Consider the following 21228-nt stretch of genomic DNA (forward strand, 5'->3'; position numbering starts at 1 on the left):
TTTGGGACGGGGCTATTTTAGCTACCCCCATATGTCGGTTGAGATGTATTCCGACCCCGACTCATTCGCCGTCAGCCAAAGGGTAGCTAAAATAGCCCCGTCCCAAATTAGCTACCCCGGCAAAATCATTTTAGATAACCGTCACTCTGCCTTGGTTACCCACAATGGCCTTGGCCTCGGCCAGCAGCGGAATCGAACGCGCGTTGACCTTGGCAGGTACCTCGGCACGCAGCACGCGCCCGTCCACCTGCTCGATAAAGATCTCCACGCGGTCGCCGCCCGGGTTAGCGGCGAGCACCGTGGCCAGGCGCGCCATATTGCCCTGGCTAAAGCGGCTGTTAGGCACCATGACCTCAAACACCTTGGGCTTGTTGTTCTCCTCGTTGAGCTCGAGCGGCACGATCTCCTGCGCGATGATCTGGTCGCCGCGGTCCGAGCGCTCGAGCTTGCCCTTAATGCGCACAAAGGCATCGGACAGCTGCGCGCCGGTCTCGGGATCGACCTCGCCGTACAGGTACCCCTCGGCCTCTTTATAGGTCTTGGGGAACACGACGACGGTGGCCTCGCCTTCCATGTCCTCGAGCTGCACGATGCCCATGGGGTCACCGTTTTTGGTCACGCGCTTGGACACGCTCGAGACCATGCCGGCCCACCACAGCGCCTTGCCCTCGGGAATCTCCTGGTTGATGGTGCCGCCCGTAGGATTCTGAACTTCGTAGCCGGTATCGATCTGCGAGAACGAGAAGTCGCGCGCCTTGGCTAGTGCATACTCAAACGGGCGCAGCGGGTGGTCCGAGACATAGATGCCCAGAACCTCCTTCTCCTGGCTCAGCTTAAGGTGGCGGTCCCACTCCTGGCCGTCCGGATCGGGCACGCTCACCTCAAAGCCCGAGCCCTCAACGTCGCCAAACATGTCGAAGAACGAGGTCTGGCCGCTCGCGCGGTCCTTCTGGCGCTTTATCGCGGCGTCGATGATGTTCTCGGGGTTGTTCTTGTCCACAAAGTGCATCATCTGACGACGCGGATACCCCGTGGAGTCGAAGGCGCCTGCCTTGATCAGCGATTCGATTACGCGACGGTTGGCCTGGCTCGAGTCCACGCGCTCGACAAAGTCGTGCAGTGTCTTAAACGGACCGCCCGCCTCGCGCTCGGCGATAATCGCCTGCGCCACGCCGGTGCCCACGCCGCGGATGCCGGCCAGACCAAAGCGCACGCCCTCCTTGGTAGCCGTGAACTCGGTGCCGGACTCGTTGACATCTGGCGACAGCACGGGGATGCCGTCGTGACGGCACGCCGAGACGTAGTGCACGATCTTGTCGGTCTTGCCCGTATAGGACGTCAGAACGGCCGCCATGTACTCGTGCGGATAGTGCGCCTTGAGCCACGCCGTCTGCATAACCAGGATGGCGTAGCCGGCGGAGTGCGACTTGTTGAAGGCGTAGGATGCGAACTCGAGAACATCGTCCCAAATCTTCTGGGCGACCTCGCGCGTGTAGTTGTTCTTGATAGCGCCGTTCATCCAGTGGTCGTAGGTGGTCTCGTCCGAGCCATCCTCCCAGTGCAGCACCGTCGACGTGAGCAGCTTGATCTTCTTCTTAGCCACGGGCTTACGGATACGCGAGTCCGATTCGCCCTTGGAGAAGCCGCACATCTCGACGGAGATGAGCATAACCTGTTCCTGGTAGACCATGGTGCCGTAGGTTTCGCCCAGGATGTCGTCCAGGCGGTCGTCGTAGGAGACGGCCGGCTCCTTGCCGTTCATACGGTTGATGTAGGACGAAACCATGCCGGCGCCCAGCGGGCCCGGGCGGTACAGGGCGATCAATGCCACGACGTGCTTGTACTCGGTGGGCTTCATGTTCTTGATCGTGGCCGTCATGCCGGCGGACTCGACCTGGAAGACGCCGGCGGTATGGCCGGAGCCCATGAGCTTAAAGATCTCGGGGTCGTCAAAGGGGATCTCTTCCTCTTTGATGTCGATGCCGAAGTTCTTTTTGATGTTTGCCTTGGCCTTGGAGATAACCGTCAGCGTGCGCAGGCCCAAGAAGTCCATCTTGAGCAGGCCCATGTCGGCAACGGTATGACCTTCGTACTGGGTAATCTCGACGCCGCCCTTGGTGTCGAGCTTGGTGGGCACGTGCTCGTTGACGGGGTCGCGGCAGATCAGAACGGCGCACGCGTGCACACCCTCGCCACGGGTAAGGCCCTCGATCGAGAGCGCCGTGTCGATGATGCGGCGGGCGTCGTCGTCCTTTTTATAGGCCTCGGCAAAATCGGGGTTAAACAGATCCTCTTTGCCGGGTTGCTTTTCGAGCACCTGCTTGAGCTTGACCTTGGGGTCGCTCGAGACCATCTTGGACAGACGCTGGCCCATGTAGACCGGGTAGTCCAGGACGCGCGCAGCGTCGTTGATGGCCTGCTTGGCCTTAATGGTCGAGTAGGTGATGACGTGGGTGACCTTCTCGGGGCCGTAGAGCTGGCGAACGTGCTCCACGACCTCGAGGCGCCGCTCATCGTCGAAGTCCATATCGATATCGGGCATCTCGGTACGCTGCGGGGACAGGAACCTCTCGAACATCAGACCGTTCTCGAGCGGGTCGAACGCGGTGATGTTCATGGCGTAGGCGACGATAGCGCCGGCGGCCGAGCCACGGCCGGGGCCGACGCCGATGCCGTTGTCCTTGGCCCATTGCACGTACTCGGCAACGATCAAGAAGTAGGCGGCAAAGCCCTTGTCGCAGATGACTTTGTATTCGTACTCAAAGCGCTCTTTGATGTTGACGCCACCAATCTCGCGCGTGGCCCAGTCGTCGCCGTAGTGCTGGCGCAGGCCCTTCTCGCACTCGCGGCGGAACTGGCTCTCGTGCGTCTCGCCGGGATCGAGCAGCGGGAAGCGCGGCAGGATGATGGAGTCCCAGTCCAGCTCAACGTAGCACTTGTCGGCGATCTCGAGCGTGTTGTCGCAGGCCTCGGGGCAATACGGGAACATCGCCCGCATCTCCTCCTCGGTCTTCATGTAAAACTCCGAGCCAGTCATGCGCATGCGGTTAGGGTCGTCGACCTTGGCGTTCATACCGATGCACATGATGACGTCCTGCACGGGCGCGTCCTCGCGGCGCAGGTAGTGGAAGTCGTTGGTGGCGATGACCTTGACGCCCACCTGCTTGGCGATATCGATGAGCGTACGGTCCATCTGCTCGTCGGTCAGACCATTGTCGGTAGTGATGCCGTGTTCCTGGATCTCGATGTAAAAGTCGCCGGGTTCGAAGGTATCGCGGAAGGTCTCGGCCCACTTGATGGCGCCCTCCATGTCACCGCGGTCGATGTATTTGGGGATGATGCCCGCGATGCAGGCGCTCGTGCAGATCATGCCCTTGGCGTGGCGGCGCAGGTTGTCGAGCGTCACGCGCGGCTTATAGTAAAAGCCCTGCACGGCGGCCTCGGAGACCGTCTGCATCAGGTTGACGTATCCCTCCTGGTCCTTGGCCAGAAGGATCATGTGGTAGAGCTCGGGCTTATGGTCGCGGGCAAGCGTCTCGTCCGGCGTAAAGTAGACCTCGCAGCCAAAGATGGGCTTGATGACCAGAGGCGGCTTGAGCTCGTCGATGTTGCCCTTCTCGTCCCACATGGCCATGTCCTTCACATACTGGGCATGCTCGCGCGGGCTGGACTCGGGATCGGGCTCCACCAGCTCGTCGCGGCGGTCCTTTTCCAAGAAGGCCTTGTCGTGGCTCCAGGTTTTGTACTCGGGCGTGTTGTGGTTGACGGCGTCGCAGGCCAGCGCCAGGTCGGGTACGCCATACATGTAGCCGTGGTCGGTAATGGCCACGGCGGGCATGCCCAGCTCAACGGCACGATTGACCATATCCTGGATACGGGTTGCGCCGTCGAGCATGGAGAAAACAGTGTGATTGTGCAGATGGACGAATGCCATGTGATGAGCTCCGATGCGGGTTCGTGTTCTGACTGAACGATTTTACCCCACGGCGCGGACAGCGCCCGAACCTAGCCAAACCCACACGGGCAGTCTTTTTGGGACGTGTCTTTTTTAGCTGCTTTGACCTGATTGCTTCATTCGTCGCAAAGGGGCCGGACCGCGACCCCATGTCGCGGTCCGGCCCCTGAGGAAAGCTCAGCTCAGGTCCTCGCCGTTTGAGGCAATTACCTTGCGATACCACTCGAACGATCTTTTCTTGCTGCGCCGACGTGTGCCGTGTCCTTCGTCATCGAGGTCGACATAAATGAAACCGTAGCGCTTGCGCATCTGGCCCGTTGCGACCGAAACCAGATCGATCGGTCCCCAGCACGTGTAGCCCAGGAGGTCCACCCCGTCGATTTCGACGGCGTCCTTCATAGCCTGGATGTGCTCGCGCAGGTAATCGATACGGTATCCATCATCCACAAAGCCGTTCTGATCCGGCTCATCCGGGGCTCCGAGACCGTTCTCCACGATAAAGAGCGGCTTTTCGTACCGGTCGTATATGTCGTTCATGGTGATGCGCAGCCCTGCGGGATCGATGAATCTGCCCCATGGCTCCATCTTGAGGTAAGGGTTGGGGGCACTCTTGAGTAGATTGGAGTCGAACTGCCCCTCGGTGTTTGCCTGCGCCACGCGCGTCGAGTAGTAAGAGAAGCCCACGAAGTCCACCGGATTCTGCGCAAGGACCTCCTCATCGCCCTCCGCCCAAGGAATCGCGAACCCTTGACGCTCATACTCCGTGAGCATGTAGCACGGATAGTGGCCGCGCACCTGCACGTCGGTGAACATGTAGTGCTTGCGATTCTCGTCCTGAGCCGTTTTAACGTCGGCAGGGTTGCAGGTAGCAGGATAGAAAATACCCGCATTGAGCATGCAGCCGATTTGCGCACCAGGGATGATCTCATGGCAGGCGCGCACCGCGCAAGCACTCGCCACGAGCACGTGATGCACCGCGTTATGAACGGAGACGTAGCGGTCCTCCCCCTCATCAAACACGATGCCTGCCGCCATGAAGCACGCAGAGGTCATGATGTTGATCTCGTTGAACGTGAGCCAAGAGCGCACTTGATTGCGGTAACGTGCGAACACAGTGCGAGCGAAGCGCTCAAACATGCCCACGAGAGCGCGGTTGCGCCAACCGCCGTATGCCGTAACAAGATGCATGGGCACGTCATAGTGGTTGAGCGTCACCACCGGCTCGATGCCCTGTTCGAGGCAGGTGCGAAACACATCCTCATAGAACGCGAGGCCCTGCTCGTTGGGTTCGGAGTCATCCCCGTTGGGGAATATACGGCTCCATGCGATGGAGAGGCGCAGAGCCTTGAAGCCCATCTCGCCGAAGAGCGCGATGTCCTCGCGGTAATGATGATAGAAATCGATGGCCTGTTGGGCCGGGTAGTAATGGTCGGACAGCGGCTCGAGCGGAACGTCGTCACCCCTGATGACGGCGAGACGGTCCCGCCCGTACGACAGAAGATCCGCGTTGGCGAGCCCCCGCCCGCCCTCGTCCCAGGCACCCTCACACTGGTTGGCGGAAAGCGCGCCGCCCCAGAGGAAATCAGAACGCAATGGCATGGGAGTCCTCCTTATCTTGCTTTTAGTGCGAACGGGCACCACCATGCAGCGGTGCCCGTCCGGGTTCATGGGGCCCCAGTTCCGAGAAGAGACTCGTTGCGCTAAGGCACCCTTCTAGATGCAGCGCTTAAGCCTCAAGGGCCTCCTCGGCTTCCTTCTCGCCCGATTCGCGATTGTCGAAGCCAAAGACCATGCAGAGGGCGAATGTCACCGCAAAGCCAATCGCGCAGCTGATGGCGCCCGGAATGATGTCCTGGCTGAACTTGATGACGTTCATCCACGGGAAGCCGACTCCCGAGAAGACGAAGATGCGCGCGTTGAGCAGACCGCATGCAAGGCCGCCGGCCGCGCCGCCGATCATCGACCAAGCGAGCGCCTTCTTATCGCGCAAGAGGATGCCGTAAATGATGGGCTCGGATACGCGGCCGAGCGCATAGGTAGCGAAGGTAGTCCAACCGAGCTGACGGTTAGCCTTGCCCTTTGCACGGATGCCGTAGGCGAGCGCGACCGCAAGCGTCACGTAAACAACCACCGTCGTACCCGGAGTGCACACGGCGTCATAGCCCACCTCAAGCCAGCCGGGCATCATAGCGGTGAGAATCGGCACATGCATGCCGGTAGCGATCACGAGGTTCCACGTCGCACCGACCACCAGACCGCACAGCGGACCGGCGTTCGCGCCGAGCCAGATGATGATATCGGCGATGATGCCCATAATGAAGGAGACGGCGGGGCCGAAGACGCAGAGTGCAAGCGGCAGCATGATGAGCATGGTCCCCACTGGAATCACGAGGATGCGCAGCATGTCAGGGCAATGCTTCTTGATAAGCCCCTCTACGTAGGACTGAATCCACACGATAAGGATGATGGGAAGCACCGACTGTGTGTAATTCACCAGCGTCATGGGGATGCCGTAGACGTCGAACGGAGCGCCCTCCTCGACGATAGCGAGCATGCTCGGATGAATCATAATAGCAGCCGTCATGAGCGCGAGCACAGGACTCGTCTGGAACTTCTTGGCCGCCGCATAGGCACCGAAGATCGGCAGGAAGTAATATGCCGCGTCTCCCACCAAGGTGAAGAGCCGGTACATGCTGCCCTCCGCGGCTAGAAGGCCCGCGCCTTCCGGACCAAGCAAAATGGTGAACATGCGGAAGATACCCGCGATGCAGAACACGGGCAGAATGGGAGCGATAGAGCCGCTCACCGCATCGAGAATCAGATTGCCGATGCGCTTCGGAGCGAACCGCTCCTTCCAGGGAAGCCTCTCTGCTGCGTCCAGATCTTCATCAATCGCCGTCTGGACTTCAAAGCCGCCTTCCCTGCATACCGCGCCGTAGACCTTGTCGACGGTCGGCCCGATTACGAGCTGCACCTGGCCGCCAGCGTGCACCACGCTAATCACTTCGGGAATCGCATTGAGCTTGGCGTCATCTGCAAGCCCCTCGTCCTTAAGAACGAGGCGCAGACGCGTCATGCAATGCGTCGCGCTTGAAACATTCGCCTTGCCGCCCACCTCTTCGATGATTCTTTGGGCGAGTTTTTGATAGTTAGTCATCATTCCTCCTTTTACGCCACGAATCGTCGTGGCACGAGATGGTTCTCGTACTTTCGGAGGTCATGCCCTGCCCTAACACAGGTTACAATCCTTCTGGCCTGGGTTGTCAGCGTCCGGCTGTGCCGGATTCCGCCTTCGTACAGATACGGTTGACATGGAGCATGAAGTAAAGCTTCTCCTCGTCGGTGAGCTCCGTATGCCATTCCCGCTTCATATAGGTACAGATGTGGTCGATGCATTGCGCAAGCTCGGGAAACTCCTCGCGCGAATTCGCATAAAGCGGCAAATTGGCGCTGCTGAGGCTATCGTTACCCTTGATACGCTTGAACAGATACTGCACGTGTGTCGCAAACCGTGAGAACTCAAAAGACTCCCGATCGATGATGGTACGGAAATCGTACTCGACGATATCAGTGACATCGTTGAGCAGGCGCTCAAACGATTGGGCGCGATCGCTTGCCACAGTAACCTCTGCCCCAGTCTTTGCATTGACCAGATTCATGGCGATGCTTGCCACCTCTTCGCGCGGCAGCTCGACGCCCAACTCCTGCCGCACGCGCGCGGTAATGTAGCGGCCGATTTTGTATTCCAGCGGATAAAGCTGCTGCACATCATAGGTAAGGGGCATATCAAAACGAATGCCCTTCCTCTGCCGCGCAATCGCAAAGGCGATATGGTCGGCCATGATGAGCACGGCGTTGGGACTGAGTTCGTAAGGCAGCTCGTTCTCTACAATATCCATGATCTTTGCCGTAAACAGCACCACATCGGCAGGAAGATCCTGCATGATACGCTGCCCCTCGGCATCGATGCTATAGAACGTGCGCTCGATATGGTCCATCGCGAGCTCCCGGGGGAAGTCACCACCGAAGCCGACACCCTTGCCGAGCGCCACGACCTCGCGACCGCGACTATCTCGACAAATCACGGCGTTATTGTTGAGCTTTCTGATCGCCAGCATATCGATGCACCTCCTCTCTTGATGATAGGGCACTCATTCGGAGCTGAACAAAAAGGGCATGACCTCGGCAGAAAGCAGCACCCTACTTGCCTACGGTCATGCCCTAAAGTGACACCCGAATATATGTGCAATTGAATAACGAACGGAATCCGGATGGCCATGCTCCCCAAAGGGATAACAACCCATCACATGTATTTATAGGCCCACCCGAGATGAACGTCAAGTGTAAATTTGCGTAATCCGCACCCTTGATTGGCAACTTCATCCGCGTAATCCGCACCCCCGACTGATTCTGAGTTGCGGTGAAATAGTTCCTGCTGGAGCCAGCTGGGCCGTAAAACAGGAACTATTTCACCGCAAGTTATGGGGAGACTGGGCGTGCGGACGGCCCTGGTGAGCTAGAGGTTGTAGGTGACCACCTGGGACTCGGCGGGGTTGGAGGGATCGGACTGCTCCACGCGGACGAACTTGACCGTCACCGTCTTAAAGCCCGCCTTGTGCAGAACATCCGAATAGACGCGCGCCTGCATTTAAAGAAACAACGGCGGTAATTGCTATCGCGATTGCGCCAATAACACCGAGCGCTATCTGAATGGGATATAACCCCAACACATATCCAAATATGGAGAAAAACATTGCAGAAAAGAGAGCCCTTACCAGAGACGCGACGGAAAGGATCGTCGCGCGGAGATCGTCCGCTATCGCGTCTTGGATTAAGTTTTCCGAAGTGATGTACACCACTTCTGGGAGAAAACAAAGCACCATGCTAAGGCCAAACAAACACAGCGGATTTGAAGCGAACCACGGAAGAATCATGAAAAGACCGGCCTCGATTAGCATCGAGCCGAGCATGGTATTTCTTTTCCCGAAACGCGATGAGAAGAAATCTGCTGCAATGTAGGCCGTCGCATTTACTGCATAGGATGCACCGAAAAAGATTCCTATTATGGAGACGGGAGCATCAAATGCGTCGAATACCAACTGATTCAAGTTGTAATAACTCCCATAGAATCCATCGAGCATGCTTGTGCCGATTAGAAGAAGCAACACCGCAAAAGCGGATTCTCCAATGCTCCAGGTTTCGCGTCTGAAGATCTTGGCTACGTCAAACCTTTCCTCCCCAGAGTTTTTGGAATGGGCCGTTTCCATCCTCTCAATGGGATACAGAAGGAAAAGCTGCAGGAGATAGAAAACGGAAACGCATACGTAGAGGGCACTCCAAGATACTTGGGCAATGAATGATCCAAGTACGATTGCCACTCCCGTCGCGATTGATTGCGCGGCAAGCAGCCGAGCGTTGATGGTGAGGAAGCGCTCTCCTTGACCGGCATTTCGGGCAATTTCATATAAAAGTGCTTGTTCGGATCCCGATTGAAGGGAGTAGGCGAGTGCCTCGACAAGGGAAAGCGCGACGAGAAAGGGGCCTGAGAGCAACAGCATGCCAGCCGTATGGAAGAAAAGAAGCAGAACGCCCACTTGAATCGAGAACTTCTTTCCAAAGAAATCGCCTACCAGCCCTGTTGGCAGCTCGAGGACGACCGTTGCAATGTTGTACAGGGCTTGATAAAGCGCGATTTCCGTGACAGACATTCCTTTATCCGCAAGGAAAAGTAGAAACACTCCCCGATTTAAAACAAATCCCGCGAGAACGAAAAAGGCGGAATAGATGTGCAGTTGCGTAGCGGCATTCTTATTCATTTGGCACTTCCAACAACATTTTTTGTCGGGCTGTTCGCTACTGACTCAAAACCCGAAGCGTTCACGGTTTCCGATGAAGAGTCACCTTACCTTTTGCGGTATGGGCGCTTCTCGTACTTATAGCCGTTGAGCTTGTTGCGGCTGGGACACTTGCCCGTGGCGTTCTCGATATCCTGCATGATGGACCCCGCCAGAGCGTCAAAAAGCTCCTCCGGCGTCACCTCAAGCGTTTTGGTGAGCTGCATGATAGCTCCTTATTCGTTTGAACCGTTCGGGCTATTGTACCGTCCCAGACTCTCCCATGCGTTGCGGTGCTATTTGGACGATTGAGGGCTTTATTCCGGGGCGGCCGTGTGGGTTTGCCCAAAGTAGCTAAAAGAGCCCCGTCCAAAAAGACTGCGGTGGAATCGATAGGGATTCCACCGCAGGTTGTTGAGGGTTAGAGGTTGTAGGTGACCACCTGGGGCTCGCAGGGGTTGGCGGGATCGGCCTGCTCCACGCGGACGAACTTGACGGTCACGGCCTCAAAGCCCGCCTTGTGCAGAACATCAGCGTAAACGCGCGCCTGCAGGGCGTGCTTCTCGAACAGCTGGTCGGGTGTCTCATCCGGCGTGCCACCCGTCTTGTAGTCGATGGCCAGTGCGCGTGACGGATCAGCCGGGTCGGTCGCCAGTGCATCGATGGCGCCCTCGGCATATGCACCGTAGCGGGCAATGTCCTTGTCCTCGCAGCCCAGCGAAAAGAACGGCACCTCGGCACGAACGCACGGCCACGCGAGCAGGTCGGCACGAACAGCCGACTTGAGCCAGCGGTCCAGGGCGACGTCGAAGCGTTCGCGCTGCTCCGGCGTCAGGCGCCACAGACGCGCTAGCGCATCGGCACGCTCAGCGGGCAGCTCATCGGCACCCATCTCGATCAGCCACTGGCAGGCGGCATGGAACGCCGAGCCCAGCGCCATGGGGTTGCCGGCAGGCTCAACGGCGGCCACGTCTGCATCCGTCATCTCCGAGCCATCCGACTCCGCATCATCGCCAGCCTCGTCCATGGGCACGCGCGTCTCGGCGGCACGGTCCTCGGCCTCGGCATGCAGCGCCGCGGCGATTGACGAGTAGCTATACGAGTCACGCATCGGATACGGACAGATGCCCATGCGCACGCCCGCTGCCTGGGGATACACAAGCTCAAATGAATCGGCCTTGGGGTCGGCAGGACCGGGCACAGTTGAGCGCGAAGCATTATCAGCGACATCGACATCGCCGCGAACAAGCCTGCCCTCGGCATCCAGCGAAGCGTTAGCCTCAAACGCCTGCTCGCCAAACGTAAAGTCCGACAGCGAGATGAGCTCGTAGTCGCCCGGCTGGGAGTTGTCGAACACCAAACGGTCGCTATCGAGCTGCGGCATGTCCAGACTGTCGGTCGGCAGGATGCGGCGCAGCACGTCGTAGGTCAGATCCGTCTCGACATCGAAGGTCGGCGCCGTCACCTTGCCGCGGCTCACGCCGGCGTCCATCGCCAAAATGACCAACTCGCGCGCTCGCGTCATGGCGACGTAGAGCAAGCGGGCCCGCTCCTCGAGCGAGAGCCGCAGGTCATCGTTGCGCAGGCGAACGAATGCCTCGGCGGGAGAACCCGTCGCACAGACGTCCTCCATGAGCTCCGGCGGCAGCCACAGCGACGTGCCCTTGCCCTTAAACGCATGCTCAAACTGCTTTTTGACGTCGTCGCCCTTCACAAAGGTTCCGTCGGCGAGCTTAACGCCGTCGAAGCGTGCCGGCAGCGCCACGACCTGCGCCCCGCCGTCGACGCGACCCATCTGTGCCGCACCGGACGATTTGCGCACGCCAAAACACTCGGCGACCGCCACGACCGGATATTCCAGACCCTTGGAGGCGTGCACCGTCATGATGCGTACCGCGCCGTCGCCCTCCTCGTTGAGGGCACCCGGGGCTTCCTTGCCCGCCAAAAAGCGGTCGAAGGCCAGCGCGATGGAACGCGGCGAGTTGCCGAACTCGGCCTCCGCCTCGGCCACGGCGTCGAGAGCCTTGAGCACGTTGGCGGCAATGGCCTTGCCCTCGGGACCGCGCTGCGCCAGGCGCACGAACCAGCCGGAGGCATTGACCGCGTCGCGCGCGACGGCGGCGAACGAATCGCGCCCCACGCGACGAAGTGCGTAGCGTAGCACCTCGCGGGCGCGCGTCACGAGTGGCAAGCCCTGCAAGCCCGGCACGTCGAAATCGCTCATGATGCCCGCGTCGATATTCCGGCGCGAGGTCTCACCCGTCTCGCTATCGAGCTTGGTCGCCAGCGCCAGGAACTCCTGAGCGCCGAGCGCAAACATCGGCGAGGCCAGCAGCGGCATAAGGCCCTGCGCCGTATCGGCCGGATTGGCAAGCGCGCACACCAGGGCGCGCACCGTCTGCACCTCGGCTGCTTGGGCAAAGACCGAGCCGCCCGCGATGACGCAGTCGAGCCCCTGGTCGCGGAAGGCCTGCGCATAGACATCGGCGTTGGTCATGCGACCCAGCAGCAGGACCATGCTGCCCTGGGGCTGTTCTTTATCGGCAAGCGCGCGGAAACGCTCGGCAATCGCACGAGCTTTCGCCTGCGTTCGCTCCTGCGTGCTGCCACCGGCAACGAAGACCGCCTGGCGGCGCGAAGCCTTTGCCTTGAGCTTGTCCTCGCGATCGTCACTCGGCTCAAGATCCAAGAACCCCTGCATCAAACCACCAGTATCGCCGTCAAAGACGCGCGCCACATAGCGCAGCACCTCATCGTGGCTGCGGAAGTTGCGCACGAGCTTGACGAGCTCGCCGGCGGGGGCATCGGAGACGGCAGCCGTCTCGGGCGCAGCAGAGGAGCCCACCTTGCGCTCCTGGCGACGGAATACCTCGACCTCGGCGCCACGGAAGCGGTAGATCGACTGCTGCGCATCGCCCACGGTGCACAGCGCGCGCTCCCCCGCGCCCGTCAGATAGCGAATCAGATCGACCTGCATCTGGTCGGTATCTTGGAACTCGTCAATCATGACCATCTTAAAGCGGCCCTCGTAGGCGGCTCGGATGGCGGGATAATCGCGCAGCGCCTCGTATGCCATGCGCAACAGATCGTTATTGTCGAGTGCGGACTGGTCAGCCTTGAGCGCACGGTACTCCGTCTCTACGGCACGGGCAAGCCCCGTCAGCGCATCAAGTGCCGGGTCACCGCAAGCCAGCACAATATTGACGAACGTGTCGGCAGCCTCTGCCTTGAGAAGCTCGACATTCTCCTTTGGGAACATCTTACTCGCCCGAGGCATGCTGCATGACATCATGAGCCGCGCCACATCCGCCATGGTCTTGCCGCTCGCCTCGAACGCGTCGATGGCCTCGAGCGCCACCTGCGCTTTCTCGGTCGTGGCCTTGCTTGCGCCCAGCGCCGCACGATAGGCATCGGCAAGCGCCGAGGTGTCGGCCTGGCCACGCGCCACGCACACATCGTCCATCCCGCCCGGCAGCTGGCTCGAGAGCTCCAGCAGGTCGCGCACCAGGCCTTTGATGGTGGTACCGGCGCCAAACTGCCCGCCCTCGCCCGCCATGGGATACCAAGCGTAGAGGGCCTTGAGCGAAGCGGCGAGCTCGGACGCGGCATCGGGCGCCGTCGCGCGCCCCAGCACATGCTCAACAGCCTGATCCATAAGCTCATCGGTATCGGTAAGCACCGTGAACTCGGGGTCGATGCCCAGCTCCAGCGCATGCGCGCGCAGGATGCGCGAGCACATGCCGTGAATGGTCGAAATCCAAGCGTCGTCGACCGTCAGGGCCTCCTCGTCCATCCCCTCGTCGATAAGCGCACGGCGCACGCGGTCGCGAATCTCGGCCGCAGCGTCTTTGGTAAAGGTAATGGCGAGCACTTGGTCCAGATGCTCGACAAACGGACCGGATTCGGGCGAGAGCGCGTAGACGATGCGGCGCGTAAGGGTAAAGGTCTTGCCCGAACCGGCGCCCGCCGAGACAAACAGCGGGCGGTCGAGCGTTTTGACGACTTGCAGCTGTTGCGGCATCAAAGTCGAAAGATCCATGGTCTACACGTCCCTCCTTACAAACGTTCCTTCGTGGTTATACGAGCAGCGCGCATGCGCGGCCTGCGCCGACGTCGGATCGACAGCGGCGACGTCGCCCGCCTCGAGTTCGCGCAAGCGCTCGGCGATGCCGGCCTCCACGCGGTCGAGCAGCGCATCGAAGTCCATGTTGCCGCCCTCGCCCGGAAAGCCCTTCTTAAGGCCCGGAATGCGGCCGTCACCGCGCTCTTCCTCGAGCAGCTCGGCGCTCGCGGCACCGCGCAACGCCGGCTTGCCGCCCTTGGTCGAAAAGTAGAGCGCCGCGCGGGTGTCCAAATCCAGCGCCCGGCGCATGGCCTGCGCGTAGATGAGTGTCTGGGTATGGGGCGGTAGCCAGCGCGGATCATCGATGGGGGCCTCACCCGACTCCTCGTCGCGAACCGTGGGGTCGGCGAGCTTAAACTCCTCGACACCCGAACGATGCTTGTAGTCGATTACCACGGCGCGATTCTCGGCATCCACATCCACGCGGTCGATGCGCCCGCCGAGCGGCCAGCCGGCATACTCAACTTTAAGATCGTTAAAGGCAAACTCCAGATAGCGCGGAGCAAAGGGGGCAAGCGCCTCGGACTCGTAGGCAAGCACGCCCTCCAGCTGCGGCAAAATCTCGGCCACCTGCCGCTCCTCCACCGGGGAGAGCGGCACAAGCGGGCCCTCCGTGCCTCGCTTGCCGGCGTGCTCGGCCAGGGTCTCGGTAAAGACCTCGTACAGCAGCTCCTGTGCACGCGGCAGATTCATGGGCGTCACGCGCTCCATGTCCTCTTGGGGCAGACGGGCGTGCAGGTGCTCCAGCACGTCGTGGACAAAGTTGCCCTTCTCCATATTGCCAAAGTCGGCGTCGATGGACTGGGGCTTCACGCGGTACGAGACGAACCAGCATAGCGGACAAGTCGAATAGGCCTCGATCTGCGAGGCAGACGTCAGGCGCGGTACCAGCGGTGCATCCTCGCCCTCGCCATCGCGACGGCGCAGGACCAGATATGGAACGGCCTCGGCGCTCAGATGCTGAGGGGCTTCACAGGTCACGCGCTCGCACTTGAGACCTTCGCCTGCTGCGGGATCGAAGTCCCTTACGATATCGCCCTCGCCCACGCAATTCACCTTGTCGGCGCCTGCGGCCTTGTCGTCGTCAGTGGCCTTAGCGTCGTCAGCTGCCTTGTCGGCGTCTGCGGCCTTAGCAGCTTCAGCGGCCTCGGCATGCGCCCGCAACTCGGTCCACGCGGCAGCCGGATAGCACTCACGCGCCTGGCGATCGTGCGTCACGCGCGCAAGCGCAACCGGGCCGCGTGCCGCCTGCATCGCGTGGCCAAAGCGCACGCGCAGCAAGGCCGCGGGCTCAAGCGTCACGCCCTCGCGACCAAGGCTCGCCGTCAGCGTGGCCAGCGGACCCTCCTCATGTGAGAGCGGATAGCTGTCCAGATCGACATCGGCAAACAGCACGGCATCGTAGGTGCCGGGGCGCAGAGCCGCCGCATCGGCAAGCGAAGCAAAACGAACCTGAGCACGCGGCGCGCGGTCAACCTCGTAGGTCTCGTAATCGTAGGCGGTGCTACGCTTGTCCACCTTGGTGCGAACGCCATCGAGCACGGGCACGGTCGCGGCCTGCGACACGTCGAGCGCGCGGGCGCCATTCATAAGGATGTCGATGACATGGCGCAGCAGGGCCACCTCCGCCTGGCGACGGGCCTGACCGTCGAGACCGCCAAGTGCGCGATCGGGCAGTGCCTCGGCAACGGCAAGCATGGCCTTGAGCGCCGTCACGGGTTTGTCGCGCCACAGCGCCTGGAACACGTCCGAGATCACGCACGGCACGTTCTTAAACCAGTTCTCGTCGCTCGCCGCTTTACGCGCGCCCCTCACCTGGCCCTGCACGCTCTGCAGCAGGCTCTTGACGCCCGCAGTGGTCTTGCTGCGCGACAGTCGCATATTCCTGTCGAACGTGCGCGCGCTGGCGGCGTCGGCACCCGAAAGCGGGCTGTAAATCCAGTCGGTAAGCTCCGGAGCGGGCCACCACTCAGTCTTAGAAGCTGCCCCTTCGTCGGCGGCCTTCATACGCTCGATCAGGTTGGCGAGCGCCGTGAACTGCCTGCCCGCAATGGATTGGGAAAACGCCGTGAACTCGGCCGTCTCGGCAGCAACGTGGCGCGCCGCCAAACGAGCGGCAAGCTCGCCGAACAGCTGGGGTGCCCGGGCAGAAACAACGAGCACGCGTACGGGGTCGGCGGGTGTTGCAGCAACTTTATCGTCCTTGGACTCCTTGTGCGCTTTCACCAACTTATCGATGACGTCCGCATAAGCATGGGCACGGGCATGGGGGCCGGCGACCTCAATAAAGGCAGGCTGAGCAGCGGACTTGGAGGCAGTCTGGGGCGCGGCGGCGCCCTCCCCCAGCGGCGCGATCTCAAACAGCACACCGCGGACATCAAATGCCGCGGCAAGATCCTCGCGCATCGCCGCTTGCTCGCGGGCAAGCAGCACGACAACCTCTCCCCCGTTGTTTGCCACGGCGGACAGCAGCTCGAGCAGGCTATACGTAAATGACGTGACGCCGCGCACGCAAACGGCGCGGGCGCACCCCGGCAGGTTGTCGGCCAAAGCGCCGGCCATAATGTCAGCCGCCTCGCAGGGCTCGACCATATCTCGACGGTCCAAACCGCGCGCATAGGCGCACAAAAGTTCAAACACGCGAGCCTCGGCGTCGCTTTTGGGCTTGGGCTTGCAAACGTTGTCGCAGCAACGCTCGGTGCCTGTCCCTGCCACACCCGGCAGCACATCGCGAGCCATACGCGCGAGCATACGCACCGTGCCCTGGCTGCGCGAAAGCGGCTGCAGGTCGGCGTCGTCGAGGCGGTCGATCATGTCCGAGAACAGCATCTGGCGCTGAAGGTTATCCACAAAGCTGCGGCCATCGCCCATAAGCTCCCACAGCGAGCGGAGCCACGATGTGGGCGTCTTGTAGTCGATGCCCAGCGAAGCCCCGGCTTCTGCCGCATCATGGCGGCACAGGTCGAGCTCGGCAAATGTTGGCGCCAACAGAACAGCGCGCCCGTGGCGGGCAACCAGGTCGGCCAGCAGCGCCGCCTCGGCATCGCTCAAATCCGTGCCGGCATTAGTGGTATAGATTCGAACAGGCATGGTCCTCCACTCAAACTGTTCGCAATATTCAACACATCTATCCTACCCGCCCGCACGGACAACCTGCCCCCAATGCACCAGATCCCCTCGATGATCCGTTTTCCTCCGTCCCCAAGGGATCAATTTCGACACATAAAAACCGCCCCCGAAGGGGCGGCTCCGGCTGATTCGTTTGTTGCCGTTGGCCTACTCGCCATCCTCCAGCTTGATGAGGATCTTACGATAGCCACCGTACTCGCCGTTGAGTGCCTTTGAAACGCGGCTCACCGTAGTGGACGAAGCGCCGGTGCGGGCCTGAACCTCAACATAAGGCTCGCCCTCATCCAGATAACGCGCAACCTGCAGACGTTGCGAAAGATCGCAGATCTCGCGCGGCGTGCAGATATCGGTCAAAAACGCCTGGATATCCTTCTCGTCATCCAAAAGACTAAATGCGTGGACCAGCTGCTTGACATCAGGCTTGTCAAACATGTTCTCGATATTCATCGATCACCGCCAAACCCGCCATAAGGCATCGAAGTTGATACTGACATCGGGCATCGTTCGCCCGTTCTATGCAATAGGGCAACGCCTGTGGCTTTTGCCCGTAGCAGTGTAGCACACCACCAAACTAAAGCGACAAGACTCTCTGCCAGCGGCGCGTTTTTCAGGACGAACGCCGTTTTGAAACCGAATGCGCACGTAAGCTCCACGAATATCTGAGACAATGGGCGGCCGAACAAGGCGGCACACCCGAGCGGCCGTCCAAGCTGCCGCAGCAAACCGCTTCACGCGACACCGACGCACCCTGCGCAAGAAAGGATTCACACCATGCGCTTTATGCTTAACTGGCTCTTTACCTCGATCGCCATCGCGATTGCCACGTTCCTCGTCCCCGGCATCCAGCCCTTCGGTTTTGCCGAGGCCTGGGTCTGTTTCGCCTTCGTGGGACTGTTCCTGAACATCGTCGATTCGCTCGTCAAGCCGTTCCTGACGGTTATCTCGCTGCCGCTCACGATCATTACGCTGGGTATTTTTCAGCTCGTAGTCAACAGCTTTATGCTCGAGCTGGCCAGCTATCTGTCGGTCAATCTGCTGGGCGCGGGTATCTCCATCGCCAGCTTTGGATCGGCCTTCATGGGCAGCATCCTGGTGTCCATGATGCGCAGCATCCTCGACAGCATCGCCGAGGGCTAAAACGGCCATTCCGGCCGCGCCCGTCTCAACAGCCCAAAACGAAGGCCGCCCATCACAAAAATGGGCGGCCTTCTTATTTGCCAAGTCTCAAAGGGCGAGAGAATCTGCCATTTCCACCCCGTCCCCAAATGGCAGGTGGGCTAGATCACGTAGTCGTAGCCTTCGTTGGGAGCGACAAGTTGATCAAGCGTCACACCGTCGAGGTAGTCGTTGATGAGCTTGTCCAGGTTCTTCCACACGTCGAGCGTGGGGCACTCGTCAGAGCGCGAACAACCCTTGCAGTCGCCATCCAGGCAGGCGACCGGCGCCAGGCTGCCCTCGGTCAGGCGCAAGATCTCGCCCACCGTGTACTGCTCGGGCGGGCGCGTGAGCACATAGCCGCCGCCCTTGCCGCGCATGCCCGAGAGCATGTTGGCGCGCACGAGCGTAGCCAGAATATTCTCGAGGTACTTCTCCGAAATCCCCTGGCGCGCCGCGATCTCTTTGAGCGGGATGCGACCGGCCGCCTGATGCTCGGCCAGGTCGACCATAACGCGCAGGGCATATCTGCCCTTTGTGGAAACCAACATATATAGTGCTGCCTTTCGGTCTTTTAGTCCGTTGAAATTCTAGCCGAAAAATTGGCTTTGAAAATACCCGTTCCGGTCAAGATGGTTAATCAACTTGCAATAATCTCCTATTTCCTATTGCATTACTAGGCTTTGGTGTCTACTATGCTTCCCAACAGCTAAACGAACAACCTATAAGGTTTATGGGTTTAGCTGCTAGACACACCGTAAAACCACACGGTATCCAGTCATTTGAACACTTTGGAGGTTCATCATGAGCAAGGTTTACACGTCCATCGATCAGCTTATCGGCCACACCCCGCTCCTGGAGCTCACCCACTTTGAGGCCGATGAGGACCTCAAGGCCCGCGTGCTCGTCAAGCTGGAATACTTCAACCCCGCCGGATCCGTTAAAGACCGCGTCGCCAAGAACATGATTGACGAGGCCGAGAAGGCAGGCAAGCTCGTGCGTGGCGGCGACTACACCATCATCGAGCCCACGAGCGGCAACACCGGCGTCGGCATCGCCTCGGTGGCGGCCGCCCGCGGCTACAAGGTGATCATCACCATGCCCGAGACCATGTCCGTCGAGCGCCGCAAGCTGATGCAGGCATACGGTGCGCAGCTCGTGCTCACCGACGGCTCCAAAGGCATGAAGGGCGCTATCGCCAAGGCCGAAGAGTTGCAGAAGGAGACCCCCAACAGCATCATCGCCGGCCAGTTTGTGAACCCCGCGAACCCGGCCATTCACAAGGCCACGACCGGCCCCGAGATCTGGGACGACACCGACGGCAAGGTCGACATCTTCGTCGCCGGCGTCGGCACCGGCGGCACCGTGACCGGCGTGGGCGAGTTCCTCAAGGAGCAAAACCCCGAGATTCAGGTCGTCGCCGTCGAGCCCGCCACCTCCCCGGTGCTCTCTAAGGGCCAGGCCGGCCCGCACAAGATCCAGGGTATCGGTGCCGGCTTTGTGCCCGACGTCCTCGACACCCAGGTCTACGACGAGATCATCCCCGTCGAGAACGACGACGCCTTTGCCACCGGCCGCGCCGTAGGCCACAAGGAGGGCGTGCTCGTGGGCATTTCGTCCGGCGCCGCCGTGTGGGCCGCGCTGCAGCTGGCCAAGCGCCCCGAGAACGAGGGTAAGACCATCGTGGCCCTGCTTGCCGACACCGGCGAGCGCTACCTGTCCACGGCACTGTTCCAGGACTAAGGGCCCGTCACTTGTCGATAGACCCAAGGCACGCCGGTCTGCCCTCTCTTCTGGCTGCCTGAGCCCATCCCAACAGGGTGTCCCACACGACGCCCGAACTTGCTACAATGTCTGCGGCGCGGAACCAGCCTCCCGCGCCGCTTTTCTTTTTTGGCCACATGCCACCAAGGAGAACCTCCCCATGCACAATAAGCGCGTGCTCGTCGCCATGAGCGGCGGCGTCGATTCCAGCGTGACCGCGTATCTGCTCAAGCGCCAGGGCTACGAATGCATCGGCGCCACCATGCGTCTCACCTGCCCCGCGCCCGACCCCGCCACGGGTATGAGCAAAGTCGACTGCGACATCGCCGATGCAAAGGCCGTCGCCGAGCGCCTGAGGATACCCCACCATGTGCTCGACTTGCAGCAGACCTTCGACCGCAACGTGATCGAGTGCTTTGTGAACGCCCACCAGGAAGGACTGACGCCCAACCCGTGCATCATCTGCAACCGCCACATTAAGTTTGGCGCGCTGCTGGATGCGGCGCTGGATATGGGCTGCGACTACATCGCAACGGGACATTACGCCAAAACAAGCCAGGCGGCAGACGGCACCTGGCAGCTACATCGCGGCGAAGATCCCAAAAAGGACCAGAGCTACTTTTTGTATTCGCTTACGCAGGAACGCCTGGCACACACGATCTTTCCGCTGGCAGGCCTAGACAAAGAGCGCGACGTGCGCCGCATAGCCGCCGAGCAGGGCTTTACCAACGCCCAGAAGGCCGAAAGCGAGGACATCTGCTTTATTCCAGACGGTGACTACGCGGGCTATATCGAGCGCCGCTGCGGACATCCCGCTGCACCGGGCGACATTGTGTGGCGCGACGGCAGCGTGGTCGGGCGCCACAACGGCGCGCTGCGCTACACCATCGGCCAGCGCAAGGGCCTGGGCGTTGCGATGGCGCATCCCGTGTACGTAACGGGCGTCGACGCCGCCAACAACACCGTGCATCTGGGCGAGGCCGAGGACCTGGCGGCCACAGCGCTCACGGCCAACGACTGGATCTGGAGCGCCCCCGCCGACCACATGGAGGCGGAGCTCGACGCCGGCGGCATCCGCGTGGGCGCCAAGTACCGCTACCGTCAGAAAGACCAGGCAGCAACCCTTACACGTGGCGCCGGCGGACAAATGCTGCTAACTTTTGACGAGCCGCAACGAGCCATCGCCCCCGGCCAGGCCGTTGTAGTCTATCGCGGCGACATCGTCCTGGGCGGCGGTACCGTGACCGGCGCACTTAAGTAGCCGTGGG

The 21228-nt window shown here is 60.8% G+C and carries 13 protein-coding genes; 3 read left to right on the forward strand and 10 right to left on the reverse strand.

Features of this window, described 5'->3' with window-relative positions:
- Nucleotides 1-130 precede the first annotated feature (130 nt).
- The 9 genes from dnaE to DW892_RS00310 all read right to left on the reverse strand — a co-directional run bounded on the left by dnaE (nt 131) and on the right by DW892_RS00310 (nt 17488).
- Nucleotides 131-3934, reverse strand: coding sequence for a DNA polymerase III subunit alpha (gene dnaE, locus DW892_RS00270; protein ID WP_117764923.1), 3804 nt, complete (start codon nt 3932-3934; stop codon nt 131-133).
- Between the two features lie 198 nt (nt 3935-4132).
- Nucleotides 4133-5554 (reverse strand): 6-phospho-beta-glucosidase, encoded by a 1422-nt coding sequence (locus DW892_RS00275; RefSeq protein ID WP_117764925.1) that lies wholly within the window; start codon nt 5552-5554, stop codon nt 4133-4135.
- Between the two features lie 127 nt (nt 5555-5681).
- Nucleotides 5682-7115 (reverse strand): PTS transporter subunit EIIC, encoded by a 1434-nt coding sequence (locus DW892_RS00280; protein WP_233540458.1) that lies wholly within the window; start codon nt 7113-7115, stop codon nt 5682-5684.
- A gap of 103 nt (nt 7116-7218) precedes the next feature.
- The gene (locus tag DW892_RS00285; protein ID WP_117564499.1) at nt 7219-8073 is read right to left on the reverse strand and encodes a PRD domain-containing protein; all 855 of its coding nucleotides are present in this window, start codon (nt 8071-8073) and stop codon (nt 7219-7221) included.
- A 483-nt stretch (nt 8074-8556) separates the two neighbouring features.
- Complete coding sequence (locus DW892_RS00290) at nt 8557-9771, reverse strand: MFS transporter (protein ID WP_117764929.1); 1215 nt, start codon at nt 9769-9771, stop codon at nt 8557-8559.
- 86 nt (nt 9772-9857) lie between these two features.
- On the reverse strand, nt 9858-10016 hold the full coding sequence (locus DW892_RS00295) for a DUF3284 domain-containing protein (RefSeq protein ID WP_117764931.1): 159 nt from the start codon (nt 10014-10016) through the stop codon (nt 9858-9860).
- A gap of 194 nt (nt 10017-10210) precedes the next feature.
- Entirely contained in the window at nt 10211-13828 is a 3618-nt protein-coding gene (locus tag DW892_RS00300) for a UvrD-helicase domain-containing protein (protein ID WP_117764933.1), read from the reverse strand.
- Nucleotides 13829-13831: 3 nt separating this feature from the next.
- Nucleotides 13832-17002, reverse strand: coding sequence for a PD-(D/E)XK nuclease family protein (locus DW892_RS00305; RefSeq protein ID WP_117764935.1), 3171 nt, complete (start codon nt 17000-17002; stop codon nt 13832-13834).
- A 186-nt stretch (nt 17003-17188) separates the two neighbouring features.
- Nucleotides 17189-17488, reverse strand: a complete 300-nt coding sequence (locus DW892_RS00310; RefSeq protein ID WP_022094855.1) for a YerC/YecD family TrpR-related protein — start codon at nt 17486-17488, stop codon at nt 17189-17191.
- 324 nt (nt 17489-17812) lie between these two features.
- Between DW892_RS00310 and DW892_RS00315 the strand changes: the two genes are divergently transcribed.
- The gene (locus tag DW892_RS00315; RefSeq protein ID WP_117764937.1) at nt 17813-18178 is read left to right on the forward strand and encodes a phage holin family protein; all 366 of its coding nucleotides are present in this window, start codon (nt 17813-17815) and stop codon (nt 18176-18178) included.
- A gap of 140 nt (nt 18179-18318) precedes the next feature.
- Here DW892_RS00315 and DW892_RS00320 read toward each other — a convergent pair whose 3' ends face one another.
- Nucleotides 18319-18747, reverse strand: coding sequence for an Rrf2 family transcriptional regulator (locus tag DW892_RS00320; RefSeq protein ID WP_089572175.1), 429 nt, complete (start codon nt 18745-18747; stop codon nt 18319-18321).
- Nucleotides 18748-19000: 253 nt separating this feature from the next.
- Between DW892_RS00320 and cysK the strand changes: the two genes are divergently transcribed.
- Both cysK and mnmA read left to right on the forward strand, forming a co-directional pair.
- Entirely contained in the window at nt 19001-19939 is a 939-nt protein-coding gene (gene cysK / locus DW892_RS00325; RefSeq protein WP_089572177.1) for a cysteine synthase A, read from the forward strand.
- Nucleotides 19890-21221 (forward strand): tRNA 2-thiouridine(34) synthase MnmA, encoded by a 1332-nt coding sequence (gene mnmA / locus DW892_RS00330; RefSeq protein WP_255415156.1) that lies wholly within the window; start codon nt 19890-19892, stop codon nt 21219-21221. Before cysK ends, mnmA begins: the two co-directional genes overlap by 50 nt.
- Nucleotides 21222-21228 lie beyond the last annotated feature (7 nt).

Source organism: Collinsella sp. AM40-7AC, from assembly GCF_003468125.1.
Classification (GTDB): Bacteria; Actinomycetota; Coriobacteriia; order Coriobacteriales; family Coriobacteriaceae; genus Collinsella; species Collinsella aerofaciens_O.